The organism is Rothia sp. SCPM-O-B-18226 (M350) (assembly GCF_058213595.1).
Genome location: NZ_JBYQJS010000001.1, coordinates 853,381 through 877,237, shown reverse-complemented (window position 1 = coordinate 877,237; position 23,857 = coordinate 853,381). Strand labels below are relative to the sequence as shown.

General features: G+C 62.9%; 14 protein-coding genes and 1 tRNA gene. 8 read left to right on the top strand and 7 right to left on the bottom strand.

Annotated features, from left to right (window positions below; genetic code table 11):
- Positions 1-152 precede the first annotated feature (152 nt).
- Both AC3E6W_RS03675 and AC3E6W_RS03670 read right to left on the bottom strand, forming a co-directional pair.
- Positions 153-2,045 (bottom strand): GTPase, encoded by a 1,893-nt coding sequence (locus AC3E6W_RS03675; RefSeq protein WP_490652344.1) that lies wholly within the window; start codon positions 2,043-2,045, stop codon positions 153-155.
- 76 nt (positions 2,046-2,121) lie between these two features.
- Positions 2,122-3,936 (bottom strand): GTPase, encoded by a 1,815-nt coding sequence (locus AC3E6W_RS03670; RefSeq protein ID WP_490652343.1) that lies wholly within the window; start codon positions 3,934-3,936, stop codon positions 2,122-2,124.
- Positions 3,937-4,388: 452 nt separating this feature from the next.
- Between AC3E6W_RS03670 and AC3E6W_RS03665 the strand changes: the two genes are divergently transcribed.
- The 7 genes from AC3E6W_RS03665 (at position 4,389) to epsC (ending at position 12,316) form a co-directional block, all read left to right on the top strand.
- Positions 4,389-5,261 (top strand): DUF6318 family protein, encoded by an 873-nt coding sequence (locus AC3E6W_RS03665; RefSeq protein WP_490652342.1) that lies wholly within the window; start codon positions 4,389-4,391, stop codon positions 5,259-5,261.
- Positions 5,262-5,451: 190 nt separating this feature from the next.
- On the top strand, positions 5,452-6,675 hold the full coding sequence (locus tag AC3E6W_RS03660) for a DUF6318 family protein (protein ID WP_490652341.1): 1,224 nt from the start codon (positions 5,452-5,454) through the stop codon (positions 6,673-6,675).
- A gap of 282 nt (positions 6,676-6,957) precedes the next feature.
- On the top strand, positions 6,958-7,800 hold the full coding sequence (locus tag AC3E6W_RS03655) for a DUF6318 family protein (RefSeq protein ID WP_049333164.1): 843 nt from the start codon (positions 6,958-6,960) through the stop codon (positions 7,798-7,800).
- Positions 7,801-7,926: 126 nt separating this feature from the next.
- A complete protein-coding gene (locus AC3E6W_RS03650; protein WP_313967570.1) occupies positions 7,927-8,913 on the top strand; it encodes a DUF6318 family protein in 987 nt (328 codons plus the stop codon).
- A 202-nt stretch (positions 8,914-9,115) separates the two neighbouring features.
- A complete protein-coding gene (locus AC3E6W_RS03645) occupies positions 9,116-9,886 on the top strand; it encodes a DUF6318 family protein (protein ID WP_070483929.1) in 771 nt (256 codons plus the stop codon).
- A gap of 615 nt (positions 9,887-10,501) precedes the next feature.
- Positions 10,502-11,437, top strand: coding sequence for a cysteine synthase A (gene cysK / locus AC3E6W_RS03640; RefSeq protein WP_049343414.1), 936 nt, complete (start codon positions 10,502-10,504; stop codon positions 11,435-11,437).
- Between the two features lie 294 nt (positions 11,438-11,731).
- Positions 11,732-12,316, top strand: coding sequence for a serine O-acetyltransferase EpsC (epsC, locus tag AC3E6W_RS03635; RefSeq protein ID WP_314870299.1), 585 nt, complete (start codon positions 11,732-11,734; stop codon positions 12,314-12,316).
- Between the two features lie 174 nt (positions 12,317-12,490).
- Here epsC and gnd read toward each other — a convergent pair whose 3' ends face one another.
- Together gnd and AC3E6W_RS03625 are read right to left on the bottom strand one after the other, a co-directional pair.
- A complete protein-coding gene (gene gnd, locus AC3E6W_RS03630; RefSeq protein ID WP_049333176.1) occupies positions 12,491-13,963 on the bottom strand; it encodes an NADP-dependent phosphogluconate dehydrogenase in 1,473 nt (490 codons plus the stop codon).
- Positions 13,964-14,158: 195 nt separating this feature from the next.
- Positions 14,159-14,231: transfer RNA gene (locus AC3E6W_RS03625), tRNA-Val, on the bottom strand.
- A gap of 495 nt (positions 14,232-14,726) precedes the next feature.
- On the opposite strand from AC3E6W_RS03625, the gene aceE reads away from it, so the two are divergent.
- Positions 14,727-17,459, top strand: coding sequence for a pyruvate dehydrogenase (acetyl-transferring), homodimeric type (gene aceE / locus AC3E6W_RS03620; protein WP_490652340.1), 2,733 nt, complete (start codon positions 14,727-14,729; stop codon positions 17,457-17,459).
- A 273-nt stretch (positions 17,460-17,732) separates the two neighbouring features.
- Here the strand turns inward: aceE and AC3E6W_RS03615 are convergent, their stop codons facing one another.
- From AC3E6W_RS03615 to AC3E6W_RS03605, 3 genes are all read right to left on the bottom strand, one after another.
- Positions 17,733-18,602, bottom strand: a complete 870-nt coding sequence (locus AC3E6W_RS03615) for a hypothetical protein (protein WP_279740236.1) — start codon at positions 18,600-18,602, stop codon at positions 17,733-17,735.
- A gap of 98 nt (positions 18,603-18,700) precedes the next feature.
- Positions 18,701-19,057, bottom strand: a complete 357-nt coding sequence (locus AC3E6W_RS03610; RefSeq protein WP_049362976.1) for a beta/gamma crystallin family protein — start codon at positions 19,055-19,057, stop codon at positions 18,701-18,703.
- A gap of 405 nt (positions 19,058-19,462) precedes the next feature.
- On the bottom strand, positions 19,463-23,800 hold the full coding sequence (locus AC3E6W_RS03605) for an amino acid adenylation domain-containing protein (RefSeq protein ID WP_490652339.1): 4,338 nt from the start codon (positions 23,798-23,800) through the stop codon (positions 19,463-19,465).
- Positions 23,801-23,857 lie beyond the last annotated feature (57 nt).

The window sequence follows — 23,857 nt, the reverse complement described above, 5'->3', positions numbered from 1 at the left end:
CAGACTAATAGTCCCTCCCCACCTTTCCGGCGGGGAGGGACTATTTGTATTCGGGCTGGCGCGCGCCGGGGCTGGGCTGGTGGGTGCCAGCGCTGGGCTCCGAGTCAGCCCCCCTGGCATGGGCGCCGGCCTGAGAGGTCCCGACTATCCCGCTAGGGCCGAATCTCGAGCGCCGAACGGTAGGCCTGCAAGCGCTGAGCCTCCGCCCGCACGGGCTCGATGACGCAGGAGCGGACCGCCTCCTCGACCCCAGCGTTCAGGCGGACGCGCAGGCGGCGAGCGTAGCGTTGGGCACCCCAGGCCGTCAGTAGCCGCCCCAGTCCAGCGGCGGCAATGCCCAGCAGCACGCCCAGGATGACGAGCAGGGTCGGCAGGGGCACCGGGAACCCCTCGGGGGCGGGAGGCGGCGGCAGCTGAATCTGCAGATAACCCAGCCCCGCGATGAGGGTCAGCCAGGCCACGCCCGCCAGGGCGCTGAACAGGGCCAGCCACTGCAACACGTTGAAGACCGCCCACGGGGCACGCTGGCGGCCGCGCGTGTAGTCGATGCGCGCGATGTCACGCTCAATCAGGGTCGGCAGCTCGGACTCCCGCGAGAGGGCTGCCTCGCCGAGGGAACGCTTCCAGGGTTCACTCACGTTCTGTCCCATGCGCGAGCCGTAGCGGCGCACCGCGTTGGCCATGTTTGCCTTCTGCGCGGCGCTCAGCGGGGGCAGCGAGGGAGCCACGAGCTCGGGCGCGGAATCCTGGGCGGAGCCGCCCAGCATCCCGGGGTTCGAGACCCCGGCACCCTTCTCGCGCCCGCCCTTCGCGTCGCTCTTTGTGCCGTTCTTTCCTTCGGAACCGGTTCCGAGGTGAAGGCGGCGCAGGGGGTCGGCCTTCAGACGTCCCACCCAGCGCGTGGCAATCCAGCCGGTGCGGGTGCGGGCCGCACGGCGGTACGACTCGGTGGCCGCCTCCAAAACCTGGGCGGCGGGGCTCGCATCGTAGCAGGCCTGCGTCAGCTCCCGCTCGGCGTTCAGCGCGTAGGTTCCGGCCAGGACCGTCCCCTCTCCCCCGGCGTAGGCGCGCAAATCGTTGGCGATGGCGTGCAGCTGGGTGTCCGTGCTCTGCAGCGAGGCACTCTTCGCGGCGGCCACCTGAGCCAGCAGATCGCGGAGCGCGTCCATTCCCTCACCGGTTCGGGCCGAGACGGCCAGGGGCGGAGCCAGCAGGTGCCGGTCGGTACCTTCGGCCTGCATCAGGTGCGTCAGGGAGGCCAGCACGGCGGGCACCTCGGAGGGCTCAAGCTTATCGGCCTGGTTGAGAACGCAGAGGGTCTGCGCGCCGGAGGCGGCCAGCGGCACCATGAACTCGCTGTGAATCACCGCATCGGCGTACTTCTGGGGGTCGACAACCCATACGAGCACGTCCACGTAGCGCATCATGCGGGCGGCAAGCTCGCGGTTGGCGGTGGTGACGGAATCGAAGTCGGGCATGTCCAGCAGAATTAGGCCGCCGGTGCGGGTGCGGGTTTCGCCGCGGCCCACCATGCGCCGGATGCGGTTGAAGAGGCCCGGGGCCGGTTCGGTCACCGCGTTGGGTGCGGGCTGCGCGCTCGCGGCGTTCTGCGTCTGTCCCTCGACGTCCCGGATAAATTCCGTGCTCTGGGGGTAAACGCGGTTCTCGATGCCCAGCCAGTCCAGCAGTTCGTCGCTGTCCTCGGCGCCCCAGACGGCGGCCTGCACCGCGGAGGTCGTGGGGCGCGTGGGCGCCGAGCGGGCGATGGGGTACCCCGCCACGGCGTTGAAGAGCGTGGATTTGCCGCTGCCGGTCGCGCCGAAGAAGCCGATGATGGTGTGTTCGGTGGAGAGCTCGCGGCGGCGGCTCAGGCGTTCGAGGGCCTCGGAGGCTTCGAGCACCACGGATTCGGGGAGGCGGTCGCGGCCGTATTCCAGCGCGTCGTTGAGGCTCGCGACGGCCCGGGCAAAGGTTGAGACGGCCCGGGGAGCCTGGGGTTCCGCCGGCGGGTTCGGGCGGTCACCTCGGGGGTTGTGGGTGGTCATAGTGGGCTTTCTGGAAGGTCTGGTGGGTGTTGGCTGGGGGCTAAGACCCGCTGCCGGGAAGAGGTGGTTCCTGTGGCTAGGCGCTCTCAGCGGTCATGGCCTCGGCAAGCGATTGCACGCCGCGGGCCGCGTCCCAGACCGTTTCGGCGGGCACTTCGGGTTCGGTTTCCGCCAACAATTCGGTGAAGGGGCGTCCGTGCTCGCGCAGCAGGGCACCCATGCGTTCGAGCAGGTCGGTGCGGGCCCGGGTGGCCATGCGGCGCACGGCGTCCTCGCCGAAGATGGATTCGAGGAGCTTGGCGCCAACCACGCCGCTACCGCCGGCGATGCCGACCTCCACGCCGGTGAGACCTCCCGTGAGGCTGAACGCGGCGACCATCATGAGCACGGCCACGGCGTTGACGCTCAGCGAAAGGAATCGGGCGCGCTGGCGCTTGCCGGCGCCCTCCTCGCGAATCATGTCGAGCACCGAGGCCTGCCAGAGGCGGATTTCCGCGGCCACGGCGGCCGAGAACTCTTCCTCGGGCGTGGCGCCGGCGGTCGGGGCAGGGGCCGCGTCCAGCCGGTGCAGCAGGGAGCGGCCGGCACGGGTCGAACGCCAGCGGGCGCGGGTGCCTTCGGAGGCTCGGGAGGCTGCGTCCACGACCACGGCGTAGATGCCGCTTTCAAGGGCATCCTCGACCTTCTGCGCGGCGGCGGGTTGGCCCCGCAGCGCCGAGCCCACGCGGTCGCGCAGGCGGCCGATGGTGCTGTCGAGGGAGCGGAAGAAGTCGCCGGTGCCCACGAAGTCGTGCCAGCGAGAGAGCACCTCGCCGCGCAGCAGCGAGCCGTCCGAGAGCGCCGCGTCGATACCCGCCAGGGCCTTTTCGTACTCTTCGGAGGCGACCAGGGCCAGGGCGCGGTGGGAGGCCTGCTGCCCCTCCTGCTCGAGGGCGAGGATGCGCAGGTTCCGGGCGAGCGTCTCGACGGTTCCTGCAAGCGTCGTGCGGGCGATGGCGGCGCGGGCGGGCGCGTCGGCCCCGAGCTCGCGAATCCACAGGGTGAGCGGGGCCAGGCTGATGGGGTTGATAAGCCCTCGATCGTCGCGCGGCTGCTCGGTCACGGTGTGGATCAGCACGGCCTCGATTCCGGCCTCGCGGAGCATGCGGCGCAGGTCGGTCTCGATGGCTTCTTCGTCCCCTTCGGGAACGCGGTTGAGCACCACGGCGATTGCGATGGAGCGCGCGGCCGCCGCGTGGAGCAGTTCCCAGGGCACGGCATCGGCGTAGCGGTTGGCGGTGGTGACGAAGAGCCACAGATCGGCGGCGGAAAGCAGTTCCTTGGCCAGGGTGCGGTTTTCTTCGGAGACCGAGTCGATATCGGGCGCGTCGATGAGCGCGATGCCGCGCGGCAGGGCCGCCGTGGGTACGGGCACGAGCGCCTGCGGAACCAGCGGGTCGGCACCGGGCAGGCCCTCCCCCTTCTGCACGCGGGTGCGGGGCAGGGTCGGCAGAAAACGGTCGGGGGCCAGGGCGGCCTCGTCTTCGGCGCGGTAGAGCAGCACGGGGTGGCGGGTGGTGGGTCGAATCGCGCCGGATTGGGTGAGGGGTTCGCCCAACAGGGTGTTGACCAGGGTGGACTTGCCGGCGCCGGTGGAGCCGCCGACCACGATGGTGAGCGGGCTGTCCATGCTGGCGCTGCGGGGCAGGATGTAGTCGTCAAGCTGCCGGGCCATGGAGGCTATTAGGGCCCGGGCGGAGGCTGTGTCTATCGTTGCGGAGGCGGCCTCGCGAGCGCCGCCGTGCCCCTCCCGAGGAAGGCCGGTTTCTTCGGGGTCGACGTCCAATGAGAGGGGGATGCGAGTGAGGAGTTCGCGCGCTGCCTGAAGCTGCGCATAATCGGTGGTAGTCACAGCGTTATTGTCCCACAGCTCACGCCGTCACACCGTTATGGAGGTCAGCGGGGGCAATTTTATAGGGGTTATTCTGTTGGTAGATGGGGATACCTCGGTCTGCGGAGGTCAGCGGGGGCAATTTTATAGGGGTTGTTCCGAACACATTGGTTCGTTCGCTCCCGCCCTACTGAAGGGAGAAAAATAAAGATTTGATAACTTTTTACGCTGAGAGGCATATACTCGCGTGAGGGCCCCAAAAAAGTCCCTAAAATCGTCTGACACGACGCATTTACTTTTCGGGTCGGGTCGCGGTTCACTCCCGCGTTCGCCTTCCCGCGCATACGGTGCGCACCGGTTTATAACCGTCCGGCGCTCACCCGATTCCCCTACGGTTCGCCGCGAGGTTCTCACCGGCCCGCCGAACCGAGGGGGCTCCACCTGCCCATCCACACTCACCGCGAAAGGTCTGCATGCCCGAATCGCTCTCTCGCCGCCACCTTCTGGCGCTCTCCTCCGGGGCGGCGTTTAGCGTACTCGCAACTGCCTGCGGCGCATCCTCTTCCGATATTAAGGAGTCCACCGGTAAGGCGTCGGACGACTCGGTACCTGAGCCCACCGCTTCGACCAGCCCGACCTCGGCTGCCGTTTCTCGCAGTATTCGTCGCGCCGAGCCGCTGCCGGCTTCGGCGTTGGACGGTCGCGGCCCCGTGATTCTCCCCGACCGCTATTTTGAACGCGAGGGTGTCTTCTCCTCCGGAACGCTCAGCCACCGCGCCGTCAACGTTCCCCGTCCCCTCAAGCCCAAGGAGCTGGGTGAGCGTAGCGTCGAGGGTCTGCACTCGTTCCTGCAGTACTGGAGCGCCGCGCAGAACTACATGTTCCTCACCGGCAACACCGAACCCTTCATGGATCTGCCCGGCCAGGAACGGTTCAACCACATGACCAACATGTACCGCGATATTTACCGCTATAACATCGGTTGGCTCGTGTCGAAGAGCAACGCTCCCCTGTGCATCAACCTGGACAGCGCCCAACCGGTTCCCGTTTCGACGGCAGACGTGTACTGTTGGAAGGCCACGCTCAAGGTGGATGAGTCGGCGTTCCTCTTCAATCACGAGACGCTTCAGCGCGAGCTTCTCACCAAGGTGTACGGTCACAAGTCTCAGGCTGATGTCTACGTGTACTTTGGCGAGGAGGGTTGGCAGATGCTGGAGGATCCGCAGGCTTCCCCCAGCGCGATCGCCACTCCCTCGACCGGTTCGAGTGCTCAGCCAACCCCTAACGCGACCCCCTCGGCGCAGGCCACGGCGAAGGCCACCCGATATCTTCAGGGCTCCAAGTAAATCCTCCCGTTGCAGGTGACATAGGGCACGGACGTGGGGGTTTATTTGTGTGCCGGGCACGAACTCTATAGGCTTAGGGCTATACGGGCTTCGCGCCTGTGCTTCCCTCAGCATCGACGGGGGCATCGCGTGCGGGCTTCACAACACACCACCGATACTTCCGTTTCACATCATGTTCGAGGGGATCACCATGATTCACAGCCGCCGCCGCTTCTTCGCCGTCACGGGCACCGTAGCCCTGGGCGCGATGCTTGCCGCCTGCGGGTCGAAGAGCACTTCGACGGCCACCGCCTCCGCCACCGCCTCCGCCACGATTGCCGGCGCGTACGATAACCTCTCCGGCGAGCTGAAGTGGACCAAGTTCGTTCCGGGCCACGGCGCCTCCGCGATCAGTAGCACCGACCCGACCACCGGCGAGGTGTACACGATCGAGCCGACCGCGGGCCCGGCTTCGGTGGATGCCAAGGCGAGCTCGGTGCCGATTCCCATCGAGGATGAGACCATGTACGACAAGAACGCTCGCGGCCTGCGCGCGACCTTCGCGTACTTCGCGGCGGCTGTGAACTATGCGCGCACCACGGGTGACACGGGTCCGGCCCTGCAGGTTGTGCATCCCGACAACGCCCCGCAGCGCGCCTCGCTCGAGAAGCTACGCGCCTTCTACGCACCGGGCACGAACTGGCTTGTGGACGGCGGCTGGACCTACCGTCTGACCGAAAAGCAGCCGGTTACGCGCGGCACGAAGTACTCGTGGGCCTGCTCGGTGACGCAGGCGCACGGTCTGGTGGTGGAAAAGGCCACCAATACGACCAAGCCTCTCGAGAACACCGAGGCGCAGGATATCACGGCCCTCTACGCCGAGTACGACGAAGAGGCGAAGCGCTGGACGGTGATTTCGGCGCAGCAGTACGACCCGTCGATGACGCCTAAGCCGACGCACACCTCGCGCCCGCAGCCCTCCTCGACCTACACGCCGACGGTGACCGATGACAGCACCGCGGCGGCTCACACCGGTTCGGGTTCCAACGCCGGTTCTGGCGCCAACGCGGGTGGTTCCGCGCGAAGCGGTGCGAATACCGGCGCGCAGAACGGCACGGCCCAGAACGGTGGTGCCCAGAACGGTGGTGCACAGAACGCGCCGGCCCCCGCCGGCCAGGGTGGCGCTCAGAACGGCGCGGCTAACACCGGCGCCCAGAACGGTGGTGCACAGAACGCCCCCGCGCAGAATGTTGCAACCCCCGCGGCTCCGGCCGGCCAGCAGAGCGCTGAGGCCCCCGCCCAGCAGAATCCGGCCCAGCAAAACCCGACTCAGCAGAACCCCGCGGCTCCGACCGCCGGTGGTGCCGCGGATCATCCCGCGGGCGATGCCGCCGCTGCCAACCCCGCTGCGGCCGAGGCTCCGGCGGCTCGATAGCCCGCCGAGAGGACGAACGAGTGAGCGGTCCGCAAGTCCCGGCCACCCCACCGACGTTACACGGGTCGGAGTGTGGATGGACCCGAGCCTACGATGGGCGGCATATCACCCCCTGCGCGTCGGTGATGTGCCCGGCCGCGGGTGCGCGTGCGCGTTATACTTAGGACTGTCTCGTTCGACGACGATTCGGTACGGCCATCCGGCATCTCGCGCCGTCGGCGACGGGCTTTACTCTCACTCCTTCACTCCTCTCGTACGAGAGTTTCACGCGAAAGGTACTCCGTGGCACTTTTCCCCCATGCCTCCGGGCAGTCCCCCCGTTCCGCGTCCGGTCTGAGCCGACGAGCCGCCCTGCGGTATGCCGGTGTTGGCGTTGCGGGCGTGTCGCTGAGTGCTCTGCTGGCCGCCTGCGGTGGTAGCTCCAACCCCTCCGCGTCGGCCGACCCCGATGAGCCGGTGGTGACTCCCTCCGCGTCGGCTCGCACCGATTTTAGCGGTGAGGTAACCTTCGATCACTTCGAGTCCAAGGGCGAATTTGTTGCGGCCACGGAGTCTGCTCCGGCGCAGAACGTGCCGGTGCCCAAGCGTCCCGAGAGCGCGGCGCAGAACTCGATGCAGGGCCTGTACGATTCAATCGGTTTTGTCTACGCGGCCATCAACTACCTGGTGCTGACCGGTGACCCCGCTCCCCTGCGCGAATCGAAGGTCGATGAGAAGTTTATTTCTTCCCTTTCGATGTTCATGGACGAGGGCAACGCAAGCACCCAGGCACGCGACTGGTACGTATCGCCGAAGGTGACTCTGAAGGCCTACACGGCCCTTCCGACCCTGGTGAAGAAGAGCGTTCAGTGGACCTTCGACTTGGTGATTGATCTGGGCCCGACCATGGTCTTGGATGGTGCCCCGGTGTCGATTTCCGAGAAGGAACGTCGCATTGAGCGCGGTCTGGTTGTCACGGGTGTGCGCCAGGAGAACGACTGGGCTCTGACTATCCAGGACGAGTACGAGGTTCAGGCCTCGGCGCCGGCAAGTGGCGGCGCGGGCTCGCAGACCGGCGGTAACGACGGTTCCGGCAACAGCAACACCGGTAGCTCCGGTGGTAGCGGTTCCGATGATAAGCTCTAAATCTTTGCCGAATGGCGCCCATGCCCTAACCTGCCCGTCGGGTTAGGGCATGACTTCTAGTCGGGGCCTGTAATTATGGATCATTACGTCACGCCCCATACCCCATCTATGTGAGGTGTATTTCCGATGACTTTTCCTTCCGATTCTTCCGTTTCCCCCGTGTCCGCTCGGGTTTCGCGCGGTGTCTCCCGCCGTTCTCTCATTCACGCGGGTCTGGGCCTTTCGGGGTCAGCCGCCGCCGCGCTCCTGCTGAGCGCTTGCGGTTCCTCAAATTCGGGGTCGCAGGGAAGCGGTAACCAGGGTGGTAGCCTTTCGGGTTCGAAGTCGAGCGCTAACCCGAACGGTTACACCGACGACGGTAAGAACTACTCCGGAACGGTGGAGTACACCCACTTTGAGGGTGCTCTGGACTATGAGCCGGGCACCGTTGATCATCCGCCGCGTAACGCGCCTAAGCCGCAGGTGACCGACGCGCTTTCGATGAATACGGTGACGGGTTTTCACGAGGCCATTGCATACTTTGCGGCGGCGATGGATTACCTGGTGAAGACCGGTAGCACTGAGGCGTTCTCGACGGGTATCACCCTGGCTTCGAAGACCCGATCCGAGGTGGACGCCCTCTCGGCGTCGATTCTGGCGGGTGTTGAGAAGGGCTCCTGGTACGTGAACCCCTCGGCTTCTTACGCTCTTTCGAGCGCGCAGCCGTCCATCATGAGTGACGGCAACCTGCTCTTCAAGGGTCAGTACACCCTTGACTTTGGCGCGGAGGCGGTGGCCGAGGGCAAGGTGCAGCCGGTGGTTGCTTCTGCGAGCGCCTCCGCATCGGCCGAGGCTACCGAGCCTTCCGAGGACGCGCTGGTTTCCGGTGAGGCTACCACGGCTTCGGCTTCTCCTTCCGCCGCGGGCCCTGCTTCTCAGGTGACGGTTCAGGAGTGCGACTTCCGCGGACGCTACCACGCCGATTCGAAGACGTGGGAGCTGAGCGTTGCGTACGGTGCCGCGCTGCAGGGAGGTGCGGCTTCGGCTTCTGCCGGTACCCCTGCGGGTTCGGCCAGCGCCTCTGCGGGTTCCGCCGTGGAGAGCTCCGCGGCGGGCTCTCCTTCCGCTTCCTAGCTCGAGCCAGCCCTGGCCAGCCCTAGCCCGGATTGCGTCCCGCGTTCGTGAGCTGGTTCGCCGTTTGGCCGGGCTTTCGTTCGTTCCTCGCCGAACGAGATACTTCTCACGCGGCCGCGTCTTCGGGCCGGTCCGGACTCTGTATTGAGGCGCGTTTGCGGTTAAACTGGTTGCAATCACCGAATGTTTGAAAGGTATCACTATGTCTGAGATTCTGACCCGCCGCGCGGCGCTGGGTGTGCTGGGCGTCAGCTCCATGGCGCTACTGGCGGCCTGCGGTTCGAAGGCTTCCTCCGAGGCCTCCGCATCCCCCTCTGATTCCCCCTCCGCTACCTCCGAGACGACTGCTTCGGCTAGTGCCTCCGAGACTGCCTCTCCGAGCGCTTCCGCTTCGCCCTCGGCGAGCGCATCGGCGACCGCAACGAACTCGCCGCTACCCAACGACGATAAGGACTACCGCGGTGTAGCAAAGCTGGAGAAGATGGAAGACCACGGTGAGTACCAGCCGGGTAACGCTGAGCACCCGCCGCAGAATGTTCCCTCCCCGGTCGTGCCGGAGACCATGCACCAAAATTCGGTGGCCGGTTTTGCCTCGGCGCTGGCTTACTTTGGTGCGGCGTTTGAGTACCTGCTGCGCACCGGCGATATGCACTACATGAACGAGGTCAGTACCGACCAGGAGACCCTGGCCGCGATGAAGAAGTACGCAGATTCCACCAAGTCCGGTATTGATGCGAAGAAGACCTGGTACGTGAACCCGACCGCTACCCTGACCATTGAAACCAAACAGCCGGTTCTGGCTCAGGGTGCGTACAACTGGACCGTGACCCTGAACGTGGATCTGGGTGAGAAGCTGTTCAAGGACGGCAAGGAGCAGACCGTGGCGGCTGATAAGCGTCACGTGAAGATGTTCGGTGAGGCCGTGGGCCGCTACCTGAACAATAAGTGGGACCTCCACATGGACATCAACTAGTCGGTTTGCCCTCGCGTTTGTCCTCGCTCTCGGACCGGTCGTTCACTCGAAGGTTCGTTCCGGGGGCGCTCCGCGGATGCGCTTTTTGGGCCGTCCGCGGAGTGTATGTGAGAGGTTTGCGCCCTCCGTAACAGGAGACGTAACGCGAGCCGCAAATATTTTTTCATCCAGTAGCAATAAAATGGCCCGCCTAGACTTGCGGTGAACGGGGTTCACCACTACTCTTATATACAGAGGTTGTCTTTTTGGGCTACATAATGTTTCAAGAAAGCACCGCGCATTCTCCGTGAGGGAGAGCCTTTAGGACAAAGGTGAGGCGCGGTGCTTTTCTTTTTGCCCACTCAAGGTACCCGCCGAGGTTCCGGTCACGGCATAGGTTGAGGCGATGCATCCGGCGGAAGCCTCGAGGGATCCGACGTGGAGGCACCGCCGGGGCACCCCGTTGATGCGCGCTCGTGCAGGCTTCCCGGTCACGAAAAGTCATGTTACGAACTGTGACCGCAGGTTTAAACCTGCCGCCGCCGAGTAGTAGAGTGTCCACGTACCCAAATTATTCACTGGGGAGGCCCAGCTATTCCGGTAGTCCCCTCCCCCATGCTCAGAAGGAGCACCTCCATGGCAAAGATTGTCAACAGCATCGTCGAGGCTATCGGCGAGACTCCCCTGGTCCGCCTGAACCGTCTGGACGAGGGCCTGCCCGGTAACGTCGCCGTCAAGCTCGAGTTCTACAACCCCGCAGGTTCCGTCAAGGACCGTATCGGCCGCGCCATCATCGACGCCGCCGAGGAGTCCGGCGCTCTGAAGCCCGGCGGCACCATCGTCGAGGGCACCTCCGGTAACACCGGTATCGCCCTGGCCATGGTCGGTGCGGCTCGTGGCTACCGCGTCATCCTGACCATGCCCGAGACCATGTCCGCTGAGCGCCGCGTCCTGCTGCGCGCATACGGTGCGCAGATCGTGCTGACCCCCGGTACCGAGGGTATGCGCGGCGCCGTGGAGAAGGCTAAGGAAATCGTTGCCAACACCGAGAACGCTATCCTGGCTTCGCAGTTCTCCAACGAGGCTAACCCCGCCATTCACTACAAGACCACCGGCCCCGAGATTTGGGAAGCAACCGACGGCAAGGTCGACATTTTCGTGGCCGGCATCGGTACCGGCGGCACCATCTCCGGTTCGGGTAAGTACCTGAAGGAGCAGAACCCCAACATTAAGGTTGTCGCCGTGGAGCCCAAGGACTCCCCGCTGCTCTCCGAGGGTCGCGTTGGCCCCCACAAGATTCAGGGCCTGGGCGCTAACTTCGTTCCCGAGACCCTCGATCGCGGCATCTACGACTCCGTGACCGCCGTCAGCGCTGAGGACGCTATGCGCACCTCCCGCCAGCTGGCCACCCAGGAAGGTATCCTGGGCGGCATCTCCTCCGGCGCGGCCGTCTGGGCAGCTCTGGAAGAGGCCAAGAAGTCCGAGAACAAGGACAAGCTGATCGTGGCTATCGTTCCCGACTTCGGTGAGCGTTACATCTCCACCGCCCTCTACGAGGACATCCGCGGCTAGTAGACCCCGGTCTTCGGCCCCCGTGGGGCCGCCGTCTAGAACAGTACGCGGTGTTCGACGCTCCGTCCCGGTTGCATGCCGGGGCGGAGCGTTTGCGTTCCCCCGCGATGCTCCCCCGCTTAGGGCCCGCCCGAGCCCGAATATTACGTTCCGCACGTAATTGTGACCGAGATGTTAAAGAGAGCGCTCACTATGACGACGACAGAGTTCGGGAATAGGTGAATGAGCACCGTTGTTGGTACCTTTGGAAAGGTCGCACACACAGAGCACGACCGTTGAGGGAAAGGGAACCCCATGAGTTTTATTGCGCGCCTGCGTGAAGATATTGAGAACGTCCGCCAGCACGACCCCGCTGCCCGTGGCGCTGTCGAGATCGCTCTGAACTATTCGGGCATGCACGCCATCTGGGCGCACCGCCTCACGCATAAGCTCTGGCAGAAGGAAGAGACGAAGTCGCTGGCGCGTACGCTCTCGCAGTTCGCCCGTTTTCTGACCGGTGTGGAGATTCACCCGGGCGCCACGATTGGCCGCCGCTTCTTCATCGATCACGGCATGGGTATCGTGATTGGTGAGACCGCCGAGATTGGCGACGACGTGATGCTCTACCACGGCGTAACCCTGGGCGGCCGTTCCCTCGAAAAGGTGAAGCGTCACCCCACGATTGGTGACCGCGTGACCATTGGCGCCGGCGCGAAGGTGCTGGGGCCGGTGGAGATCGGCTCCGATAGCGCGATTGGTGCGAACGCCGTGGTCGTCAACGATCACCCGGCCGATTCGATTATTACCGGTATTCCCGCGAAGCACCGCCCGCGCACCCCCGAGAAGAAGAAGCCCCTGGTGGACGCCGTGGCGTACATCGACCCGGCGATGTGGATTTAGAGCTCCTCCCCGCTTTCTGCGCCCGTAGCGGCGCGTTGAGAGGCTCCCTGCGGTGCTCTTCGGCGCCGTGAACAACGGCGCATAGCCGAGACATCAAGAAGACATAGCAAAGGCCCGCCCCGACCGGATGTGAAATCCGGCCGGGGCGGGCCTTTCGCGGTCAGCTACGGGAGCTTAGTGAACGTGGATATCCGCTGCGTTCACCTCGGAACGGTCACCGCTCCACATGGTGTGGAAGGCGCCCTCTTCGTCGATACGACCGTAGGTGTGCGCACCGAAGAAGTCGCGCTGGCCCTGAATCAGGGCGGCGGGCAGGCGGTGGCGGCGCAGGCCGTCGTAGTAGGACAGGGCGGAAGCGAACACCGGCACGGGGATGCCCAGTGCGGTTGCCTTAGCCACCACGCGACGCCAGGAAGGAACGAGCTCCTCCATGAGGTTCTTGAAGGCGGGTGCCAGAAGCATGTTCGCGGGGGCCTCGTCAGCGTAGGCGGCCATGATGTCGCCCAGCAGCTCGGCGCGGATGATGCAGCCGGCGCGCCACAGCGATGCGATGGTGTCCAGCTTCAGGTCCCAGCCGTACTCCTTGCCTGCGCGGGTGAGCAGGTCCATACCCTGTGCGTAGGCCACGAGCTTGGATGCGAAGAGTGCGCGGCGCACGTCCTCAACGAACTCGGGGTCGCCGGCGCCCACACCGGTGGTGGCAATCAGGCCGGCGGACAGCTCGCGCTGAGCCTGCTCGCGCTGCTCACGATCGACGGAGGACAGGGCGCGGGCGAAAACGGACTCTGCGATGGCGGAGACGGGGGAACCGAGGTCCAGGCCGGCCTTAGCGGTCCACAGGCCGGTACCCTTCTGGCCGGCGGCGTCAACGATTACGTCGACCAGAGGCTTGCCGGTCTTGGCATCCACCTGTGCGAGCACCTCGGAGGTGATTTCGATCAGGTAGGAGTTCAGCTCGGTCTTGTTCCAGGCCTTGAAAATCTCTGCCTGCTCGGCGGGTTCAATGCCGGCCACGGAACGTAGCAGGTCGTAGGCCTCGCCAATCACCTGCATGTCGGCGTACTCGATGCCGTTGTGGACCATCTTCACGAAGTGGCCGGAGCCGTCGGTGGAGATCCATGCGCAGCAGGGTGCGCCGTCCTGGGGAGCCTTAGCGGCAATCTTCTCGAGCATGGGGCCGATGTGCTTGTAGGACTCGGCGGAGCCGCCGGGCATCATGGAGGGGCCCCAGAGGGCGCCTTCCTCACCGCCGGACACGCCGACGCCCACGAAGTGCAGGCCCTTCTCGGCCAGTGCGCGCTCGCGGCGGATAGTGTCGGGGAAGTGGGAGTTGCCGCCGTCGATGATGATGTCACCCTCGTCCAGCAGGGGGGTGAGCTGCTCAATCACGGAGTCGACGGGTGCGCCCGCCTTCACCATGATTAGGATGCGGCGGGGAGATTCGAGGGAGTCGACGAGTTCCTGAAGGGACTCGGTGCGGATGAAGTCGCCCTCTGCACCGTGCTCGGCGAGCAGGGCGTCGGTCTTCTCAGCGGAACGGTTGTGCAGTGCCACGGTGTAGCCGTTGCGTGCCAGGTTGCGGGCGAGGTTTGCACCCATGACAGCAAGGCCGGTAACACCAATCTGTGCCTTCTTGTTTTCAGTCATGTATATAAGGATACGCGTTGAGGACAGGCTATATACAGGTAGAGTGTACTTTTAAGCCCTGATGGGTTGTTCTTCTCACTCTTGGAGAAATGCACCGGGGCACGCATCGGGATACGCGCGGGGGAATACGGCCCGGGTGGGTAAACCGCTGAGGGTAAACAAAACCCCGGTACCGTGCGGTACCGGGGTTAGCGGTGGGTCCTACCGGGATCGAACCGATGACATCCACGGTGTAAACGTGGCGCTCTACCAGCTGAGCTAAAGACCCATAGTTCCTGCTGAACGAATGTCAGCCGAACACAAGGTAATACTATACAGACCGACTTCTGGGTACGCAAACCATCTACATGTGTTATACATCCCACCGCTTTTGACCGGCTCGCGAACCAGGATTCATTGCGGCCTACCCAACCCCACACAACCCCACGGAACACAACACCTTCACCCCAACCAAAATCCCGGTAAAAAGCGGTACTTCGCGGCAATTCCATGTCACCCGTTTTCCCTTGATATATAGGTTCACTTAGACCCTAACACCCCCTCTTTTGAGCCCCGTTTTCCTCAATGATGCCCAGAGTGCGAAACCAACATCACAAAAACATCATTTTGATGCCATGAAGGCCATTTTTAGGTCTAAGATAGTAGAGAAAGAAGCGTAGCAGGTCTAACGGTCTGCCGCGCTTAAACATAGAGATGATTCAAACGACGCAGAATCGCGTCATGAACCATCTGAACAACCGCACAGAAGAGAGGTTGGATTAGTTTGGCTAACGTACCGAACGAGCACTCCCTGAGCACCCTTCTCGATGGCCTGAAGGACATCGACGTCGAAGAGACCCAGGAGTGGGCTGAATCCCTCGAAGACCTGATCAAGACCCACGGCACCGAGCGCGCAGAGTACATCCTCCGCGCACTGCTCAAGGAAGCTGGCGAGAAGGGTGTTAAGATCCCGACTCTAGTCAAGACCGACTACATCAACACCATTCCCGTTGATCAGCAGCCCGAGTACCCCGGCGATGAGGAACTCGAGCGCCAGTACCGCGCATGGATCCGTTGGAACGCAGCAATCATGGTGCAGCGTGCCCAGAAGAAGGGCATCGGCGTGGGCGGTCACATCTCCACCTTCGCGGGTGTCGCTGACCTCTACGAAATGGGCCAGAACCACTTCTTCCGCGGCCGTAACCACCCCGGTGGCGGCGACCAGGTCTTCTTCCAGGGCCACTCCTCCCCCGGTGTCTACTCCCGCGCATTCGTTGAGGGCGTCCTGACCGAAGAGCAGATGGACGGCTTCCGCCAGGAGAAGACCAAGGGCGCAAACGGTATTCCTTCGTACCCGCACCCCCGTTGCATGCCCGAGTTCTGGCAGTTCCCGACCGTTTCCATGGGTCTGGGCCCCCTGAACGCTATCCACCAGGCATCCTTCAACAAGTACCTGCACAACCACAAGATCAAGGACACCTCCGAGCAGCACGTCTGGGCATTCCTGGGCGACGGCGAGATGGACGAGCCCGAGTCGCGTGGTGCACTGCAGCTGGCTGCAAACGAGCACCTGGACAACCTGACCTTCGTCGTCAACTGCAACCTGCAGCGTCTGGACGGCCCCGTTCGCGGTAATGGCAAGATCGTTCAGGAGCTCGAGGCATTCTTCCGCGGCGCAGGCTGGCACGTCATCAAGGTCCTGTGGGGCTCCGACTACGACGAGCTGCTCAAGAAGGACAAGAGCGGCAAGCTCATCCAGCTGATGAACGAGACCCTCGACGGTGACTACCAGACCTTCCGTGGCGAAGACGGTGGCTACATCCGCGAGCACTTCTTCGGCAAGTACCCCGAAACCAAGGAACTGGTTGCAGACCTGACCGACGAGCAGATCTTCAACCTGCGCCTGGGCGGCCACGACGACAAGAAGCTCTACGCAGCCTACAAGGAAGCTATGGAGACCAAGGGCAAGCCCACCGTCATCCTGGCACAGTCCATTAAGGGTGCAGAGCTTGGCCCCTACTTCGAGGCACGTAACTCCACCCACCAGATCAAGAAGTTCACCATGGAAGCACTGAAGGGCTTCCGTGACCACCTGAACATCCCCATCTCCGACGAGGAGCTGGAGAAGGATCTGTACAACCCGCCGTACTACCTGCCCGAGGCAAACCACCCGGCACTGCAGTACATGCAGGCACGCCGTAAGGAACTCGGCGGCTACATCCCCGGTCGTCCGAACGTCCAGCCCGAGATTACCCTGCCCGATTCCAAGGTCTACGCACAGACCAAGAAGGGCTCCGGCAAGCAGACTGCTGCTACCACCATGGCGTTCGTCCGCCTGATGAAGGACCTCATGCGCGTGAAGGGCTTCGGTCACCGTATCGCCCCCATCACCCCCGATGAGGCACGTACCTTCGGTATGGACTCCTTCTTCCCCTCGGCTAAGCTGTACAACCCCAACGGCCAGAACTACGTGCCCGTTGACCACCAGCTCATGCTCACCTACACCGAGTCCCCCGAGGGCCAGATCGTTCACGTGGGTATTAACGAGGCAGGCGCAACCGCTGCATTCATCGCTCTGGGTTCGTCCTACGACACCCACGGCGAGCCGATGATCCCGATTTACATCTTCTACTCGATGTTCGGCTTCCAGCGCACCGGCGACGGCTTCTGGGCTGCTGCCGACCAGATGTGCCGCGGCTTCGTCATCGGTGCAACCGCTGGTCGTACCACCCTGTCCGGTGAGGGTCTGCAGCACAACGACGGCCACTCCCCGATTCTGGCCTCCACCAACCCGGCCTTCAAGATCTACGACCCGGCTTACGGCTACGAGATTGCTCACATCGTGGAGCGCGGTATCGAGCAGATGTACGGTACCAAGGACGAAGACCACAACGTCATGTACTACCTGACCGTGTACAACGAGCCGATTCACCAGCCTGCTGAGCCGGCAAACGTTGACGTTGAGGGCATCATCAAGGGTATCCACAAGATCAGCGAGTCCCCGCTGACCTCCGGCCCCAAGGCACAGCTGCTGGCATCCGGCGTTGCTGTTCCGTGGGCTGAGAAGGCTCAGAAGCTGCTGGCTGAGGACTGGGGCGTCTCCGCAGACCTCTGGTCTGTCACCTCGTGGACCGAGCTGCGCCGCGACGGCGTTGCCGCTGAGGAAGAGGCTCTGCTGAACCCGAACCAGCCCGCTCGCGTTCCTTACGTGACCCAGAAGCTGGCTGGCGCTGCTGGCCCGATCGTCGCGACCACCGACTTCGCTTCGGATGTTCCCGACCAGATCCGCCAGTTCGTTCCGAACGACTTCGCAACCCTGGGTGCTGACGGCTTCGGCTTCGCAGACACCCGCCCGGGTGCACGTCGCTTCTTCCACATCGATGCAGAGTCGGTTGTTGTCCGCACCCTGCAGATGCTGGCAAAGCGCGGCGAGGTTGCAGCAGACGTTCCCGCGAAGGCATTCGCTAAGTACGACCTGCTGAACGTGAACGCTAACTCCGAGCTGGAGCAGCACTAAGCATTTAGCGGTAGAACCCCGGTTCTGCGTTAGACGCTAAACGATGCCCCCGGTTGATGATTCATCAACCGGGGGCATTCGTGTTTTAACTCAACTGCATGTTTTAACCGATGTAGCCCGCAGGTAACGACTATTACCTCCGGGCTACATCAGTTATAGGGGGTAGCTGGCGGAGGTGACCGGCCACTTCGCCAATTAGCCCGCTCTATCTGTAGAGTAATTAATAAATATAAATGTCCCCGATTGATGATTCATCAATCGGGGACATTCTATTTATTGGTTTTTGAGAACCCACTCTTTATATCGGAGATAAACTTCTGATAGCTGCTTTCGCTGTTCTTCTAGTTTTGTTTCATTATCCCGGATGAGCGGTTTTTGATACGAAGCTACAAGATTAGCAAGACCTTGAGCCATTCCTGTATCTTTACTGCATTGTGCTTCGATGACGCTGAGTCGAATTTCTTCTTCCGATGCTGGGGAATTACTAACACCGTCACTGCGGGCTATATTTGATAGTTCTTTTGTACCCCATTCTTGGTCGCCTTTTCGTGGCGTTAGACCTTTATCCGATAGGCATTTCCACCATGCTTCACGGTATTTTTTCCATTCAGGATGATTCATGGCAGCTGCATAGGATTCACCGTGGATTCGACGATAGGCTTCTGTGAGGCCACTTTGCTCTTCGAGGCTGATGCCCGCAATCTCTTTCAACGTGGCTAAGATTTCAGGCATGCACTGTTCCATGATTTTTGTGTCATATCCCCCCGATGATGGTGCATTCCCGGGTCGCTTGTAGCTTCCATATTTGGCGGAGTATTCGGGGTTCCAGCGACCAAACTCGCGACCGGATGAAACGAATTTCCTATCTTCTACATCCGGGATATATATTTCATAGGACTGGCCGTGCTTTGCGAAACAGCGCTGCCTGAGAATTTCCAAGGCTCGACCGTAATACTGGGAATTTTCATCGAAAATGTCATTGTATTCTTCGAGTGGAGTAATGATTCGGTTGTTTTTATAGTCTAGAGTTGCTTGGGCCGTTTCATCACGTTCTAGTTGCGGGCCTGTAGAACAGGATGTGCAGGCTAGCGTGAATGCAAACGTTAAAGCCATTGCGGGCTGAAAGAATTTCTTGAGGTTCATGATTTTTCCTTTCAAGAACAACAAGGGGATTATTTTTTGCGATTGGGCGGCATAATACTTATGTCATATTATGCCGCCCAACCATTTATGCGGGGAAATTAGTCATTTCGGCGAAGGGAAGTGATCTTATCGTTCCAGTCTCCGTTCCACCAATTTCGACCTTCATAGAAACCTTCGAGGCTGTTGAAGTCGCGATAATTGATATCGAATGAGAATCCCTGATAGTCCTCATCCTGAAAAGCGACGTAATGTTCGCCATAGCTTCGGATGGAAGATACGCGATCATTCATATCACGCAGGTGAGACACGTACCGGTCGCCGTGGGTATCGTAAATACCGCCTGCCTCGTTATAGTTACGCCAGTCGTAAAAGACTGCGGCGTTACCGGCGGGCATCGCTGCCATGGTAGCTGCCGTTGCAACCATCGCGGTTGCAAGAGCCTTGTAGAGCTTCATCGTAAACTCCTAGTGTTTTGAGAAGGATATCCTTCTGCGTGAGTGAAATACATTCTACGGCTTGGTGTATACCGAGTCGTTCTCTTAGATACAATCCCTATCCATGTAATCGGAATCATATTTAAGAGGTGGCTTCAATCTAGCACTCACCAAGGAGTCTTTTCAAGCAATGAGTGAGGCACGTGTCACAAAATTTAAGAGTACATGTATAATAAGGGCTGTAAAATTTGGTATTTTACACCATTTGCGTACTGACAATTTTTTGCACAAATATTTTACGTGACTAAAATCACTCAAAGGATACTCTTTATGAGAGTAACACGAATGCATGTTTTAACCGATGTAGCCCGGAGGTAGCATCTATTACCTCCGGGCTAATTCAGTTACTTGTGGGCGTTGGCGAGTTTAGCCGGCGAAGTGGCCGGTCACCTCCGCCAGACGCGCCGGATTCACCAGGTCAGGGTGCGTGCCCTCCAGCAGCACCGCACGGAACGACGACGCATGCGCCGACCAACCCTCCGCATCCAAATACGGCTGATCCTCATGCGGCACACCCACCAGCAACACATCACCATCAAAGAACGCCTGCTCAGCACCACGCATCAACGCCGCCGAAGCACGCATACTACCCAAGCACACGCCCAACTTCTCCTCCGGCAGGTAACCCATCGCCGAACCAGCCCGCTGCAAACGCTCCAGGGTACCCGGCAAATCAAGCTGCTCACCAGCGGCAGGCTCCGGCAAACCGCCCATACGCAACAGCGCACGGAAGCTCTCCTGCTCATCCGGCGCCGGAACACCCTGCCACTGCTCCGAAGGATACGCATCCAACAGGATGACACGCTCAACCTGCGCACCCGCAGCCTGCGCCAAAGCCGCCACCTGCACCGCGGCAGTACCGCCCACAGACCAGCCCATCAACGCAAAACGACGCGGCAACGAACGCTCCGCCAGGGTCTTCTCAATCAGCTTCAGGTAGCCCTCAGCCAACTCCTGCAGGCTCGACGCAAACCCAGCCTGCGGGTCAGAGAACGCCTCAGCCTGCACAGCATACACACCCTGCTGAGCCGGAAGATGCGAAAGGTACCCCGCATAGCACCAGCCCAAACCACCCGCAGGCGGCAGGATAAACAGCGGCGCGGGGGCCTCGTCGTGCGCGGCAGGATGCTCACGCAACGGCAGAACCGGCGCGAACTCCGCACCCTCGCCACGCTCACCCACAATGGACGCCGCCAAATCCTGCACGGTCGGATGCGCAAACAGCGCACCGATGCTCACGCTCAGACCCAGCTGCTCCTCAACCGCGGCAATCACCTCAAGAGCCGCCAGCGAATGACCGCCCGAGGCGAAGAAATCCTCATCCACGCCAAAACGCTCACGACCCAGCACACCGGCAATAATCGAGCACAGCTGCTGCTCCAGCAGACCGTGCGGGCCCTCAGCATCAGAAGTCTGCGGGGTCAGGTCCAGGGACGCCAACAGCTTGCGATCCGCCTTACCGGAGGGGCTCACCGGCAGAGCAGGCAGGGTATGCCACAGGGTCGGCACCATGTAGTCCGGCAGAACCTGCGCACAATGCTCACGCGCCGCCTCCACCAGCTGCTCGGCACGCTCAGCGGGCACGTCGCCGACCTCCAGCACCGCCGCCAGGGCAGGCTCACGCAGGCCGCGGTACAGCAGAGCCACCGAAGCGCTCACGCCCTCAACCGCGGCAAGAGCCATCTCAATATCGCCCAGCTCCAGGCGCTGACCGCGCACCTTAATCTGATAATCCGTGCGGCCACGGTAGCCAATGACGGCGCGACCATCGGGAAGAATCTCCCAGCACGCCAAATCGCCCGTACGGTACAGGCGCTGACTCTCACCGTTCAGCAGCGCGAGCGCACCGGCAGGAGCCTGCTCCACGAAAGCCGCCGCGGTCGCCTGCGGGTTGTTCTTGTAGCCGCGCGCCAGCTGCACACCCGACAGGTGCAGTTCGCCCGTCACACCCACCGGCACGGGGTGGCCGGTCGGGTCAAGAATCAGGGTGCCGGTGTTCCAGACCGGCTCGCCAATGGGCACGCTCTCGCGCTGCGGGTCGGTGGAAGTCTCCCAGAAGGTCACGTCCACCGCCGCCTCGGTCGGGCCGTACAGGTTCAGCGGGTACACGCCCAGAACCTCGCCCGCAGCCTGCACCTGGTCCTTCTGCAGCGCCTCACCCGAGCAGACCACGTAGCGCAGGGGCTGCTCTCGATCCTGACCGAAGCCGGCATCAGCCAGGATGCGGCGCGCCGCCGGCGAAGAGGTCAGCGCCGAAAGCATGGTCGGCACAAAGTGCACCGCCGTGACGGACTGCTCGGCAATCACGCGCGCCAGGTAGGCGGGGTCGCGGTGACCCTCCGGGGCGGCAATGACCACGGCGGCACCCTCGGCGAGAGGCCAGTACAGCTCCCACACGTGCACGTCAAAGGAGATGGGGGTCTTGTGTAGAACGCGGTCGCCCTCCCCCACCGGAATCTGGTGCTGCTGCCAGCGCAGGCGGTTATCAATCGCGCGGTGGCTGATGGCAACGCCCTTAGGCCTGCCCGTGGAGCCGGAGGTGAAGAGCACGTAAGCGTCCTCGTCCAGGCCGGTTTTCGTGCCCGGAAGCTCCTCAGCGGCGGGTGCTGAGGAGTGTTCCCCGTTGGGTTCCTCGGCGCTCAGTAGGGGCAGAGTATGCTGCGGCAGGTTCGCGTGACGCTGCGGCTCCTGCGGGTTCAGCTCTTCCGCGCTCAGGGGCTGCAGACCGGGGCCGTGCAGCAGCAGGGAACATTCGGCGTCCTCCATCATCACGCCCACACGCTCGGCGGGCAGATCCGGAAGCACCGGCACGTAGGTGGCGCCAGCGTACAGCAGGGCGTACAGCGCCACGTACTGCTCGGCGCCGCGGTGCACACGCAGACCCACCGCATCGGAAGGGCGAACGCCCCAGTCCAGCAGCTGCGCGGCAAGCGCACGGGCGCGCTCGTCCAGCTCGGCGTAGGTGAGGGCGCGGTCAAAAGCGTAGGCGCGATCCGACTCGGGGGTGAGCACCTCACCGGGCACGGGGGCAGAATCCAGCACGGCGAGCGCCTGCGGATGCGCTGCCACCGCGTCACGGAAACGATCCAGCAGGGTCTTGTACTCCATCGGGTGCTCGGTCAGCACCGGGGCGGTCAGCTCGCACAGGGTCGCAAGCTCCGCCTCGGTCGCCAAACCAAGGTTATTCAGGGAAGCGTCCTCGCGCTGTGCCTCCGCAGCGTAGGCGGGTAGCCACTCGCGCAGGCGGGCGGCGTGACGTTCCAGCTCCTCAGCGGTGTAGAGCGCCGGGTTCATGTCAATCTCGCAGGAGATGCTGTTGCCGCGGCCGGGCATGCCGCGCAGGGTGAAGGTCGCGTCAGCAACGGGACCGGCAGAGATATTGTGAATACGCGCGGTCGGTACCGCGGATCCGGACTCGTCCTTCGAGGGCGCCGCCAGCGGCAGCACCGCGTCAAAGGGCACCACGTTAATCTGCGCACCAAACAGCCTGGACTGGGCATTACGCGCGGTACGCTCGAGGTCTTCCTGACGAGCCAGCGGATGCTCAGCGTTGCGGGCGTACTGCTCCTTCACCGAGTGCAGGGATTCCGTGATGGGGCCGGTCGCCGCAACCTGCACCGGCAACACATTCACCGCGGTACAGCCGGTCTGCGCGCTCGCCGTACCCAGGGCGCGGGTCGCCTCCGGCAGGGTGCGGGCGAACATGCGGTTCATCTGCGGCACGCCGAACGAAGCCTGCGGGTAGCCGCCCACACGCGCCAGGTACGAGCCGACAGCGGCGGTCGCCAGCACGGGCCAGGAGACGGCGTGCTGCTTTGCCGCATCCAGCAGAGCCTGCTGGGTGGGCACATCAATGCTGAACGCCAGGCGCACAGACTGCGCCGACGGGGATGCGGTACGACCCGCCAGGGAGGTGTCTTCCTGCTCCAGGGCGCCGCTCGCCTCCCAGAAGGCGACGTCTTCGTCACGGGCGGTGGAGGCGGCATCGTCGGCGTCGAGCAGCTGCTGCAGACTCATGCGGCGGGTTGCCGGAACCGGCTGACCGGCGGACAGGGCGCGGTATATCGCGGCGACGCGGGAGAGGCCGTTGAACGCGGCGAAGCCATCGGCGACCACGTGGGAGAAGGAATGGTACACCCAGAGGAACCCGCCGTAACGCGCCACGGCGCTGCGCACGGTCACGCCCTCATCGGTGGTAAGGGGCTGGGCGAGCAGGCGCTGTGCCCAGGCGCGCACCGGCGCGGGCAAATCAGAGTCAGGCAGGGCTGAGTCAGGCAGGTCAGAGGCGTTCTCCTCCCCCGCCTCTGCGGTGCCGTTCAGCTCGCCCTCCTCCAGTTCGCCCCCGTCCAGCTCGCCCTCCTCCAGTTCGCCTCCATCCACGAGCAGGTCAATACCCGCAAGGAACACCTCAAGCGGCAGAATCTGCTGGGAGGCGGCACCATCGGCAATGCGGGTGCGCACGCGGAAGCCCTCGTTCTCGCGGTAGAGCTGTTCAAAAGCCTCACGCAGCAGAGCGAGGTCGGTGTCTGCGGGGCATTGCAGAACCTCCGCGGTGTTGTAGCAGGGGTTCGTCGGGTCAATCGCGGCGGCAAAATAGATGCCGCGCGCGTTGGCGGTCAGCGGCAGCCAGGAGGTTTCGGCCTGCGCGTTCGGTACGGCCTGCGCGGTGTACGAGGTGGAAGCGGTAGTATCAGCTACGCCCATGGTGGCCTCTCAGGTCTGAATCAAGGTCTGGATTAGGAATGATGTGCGTGTGGGGGC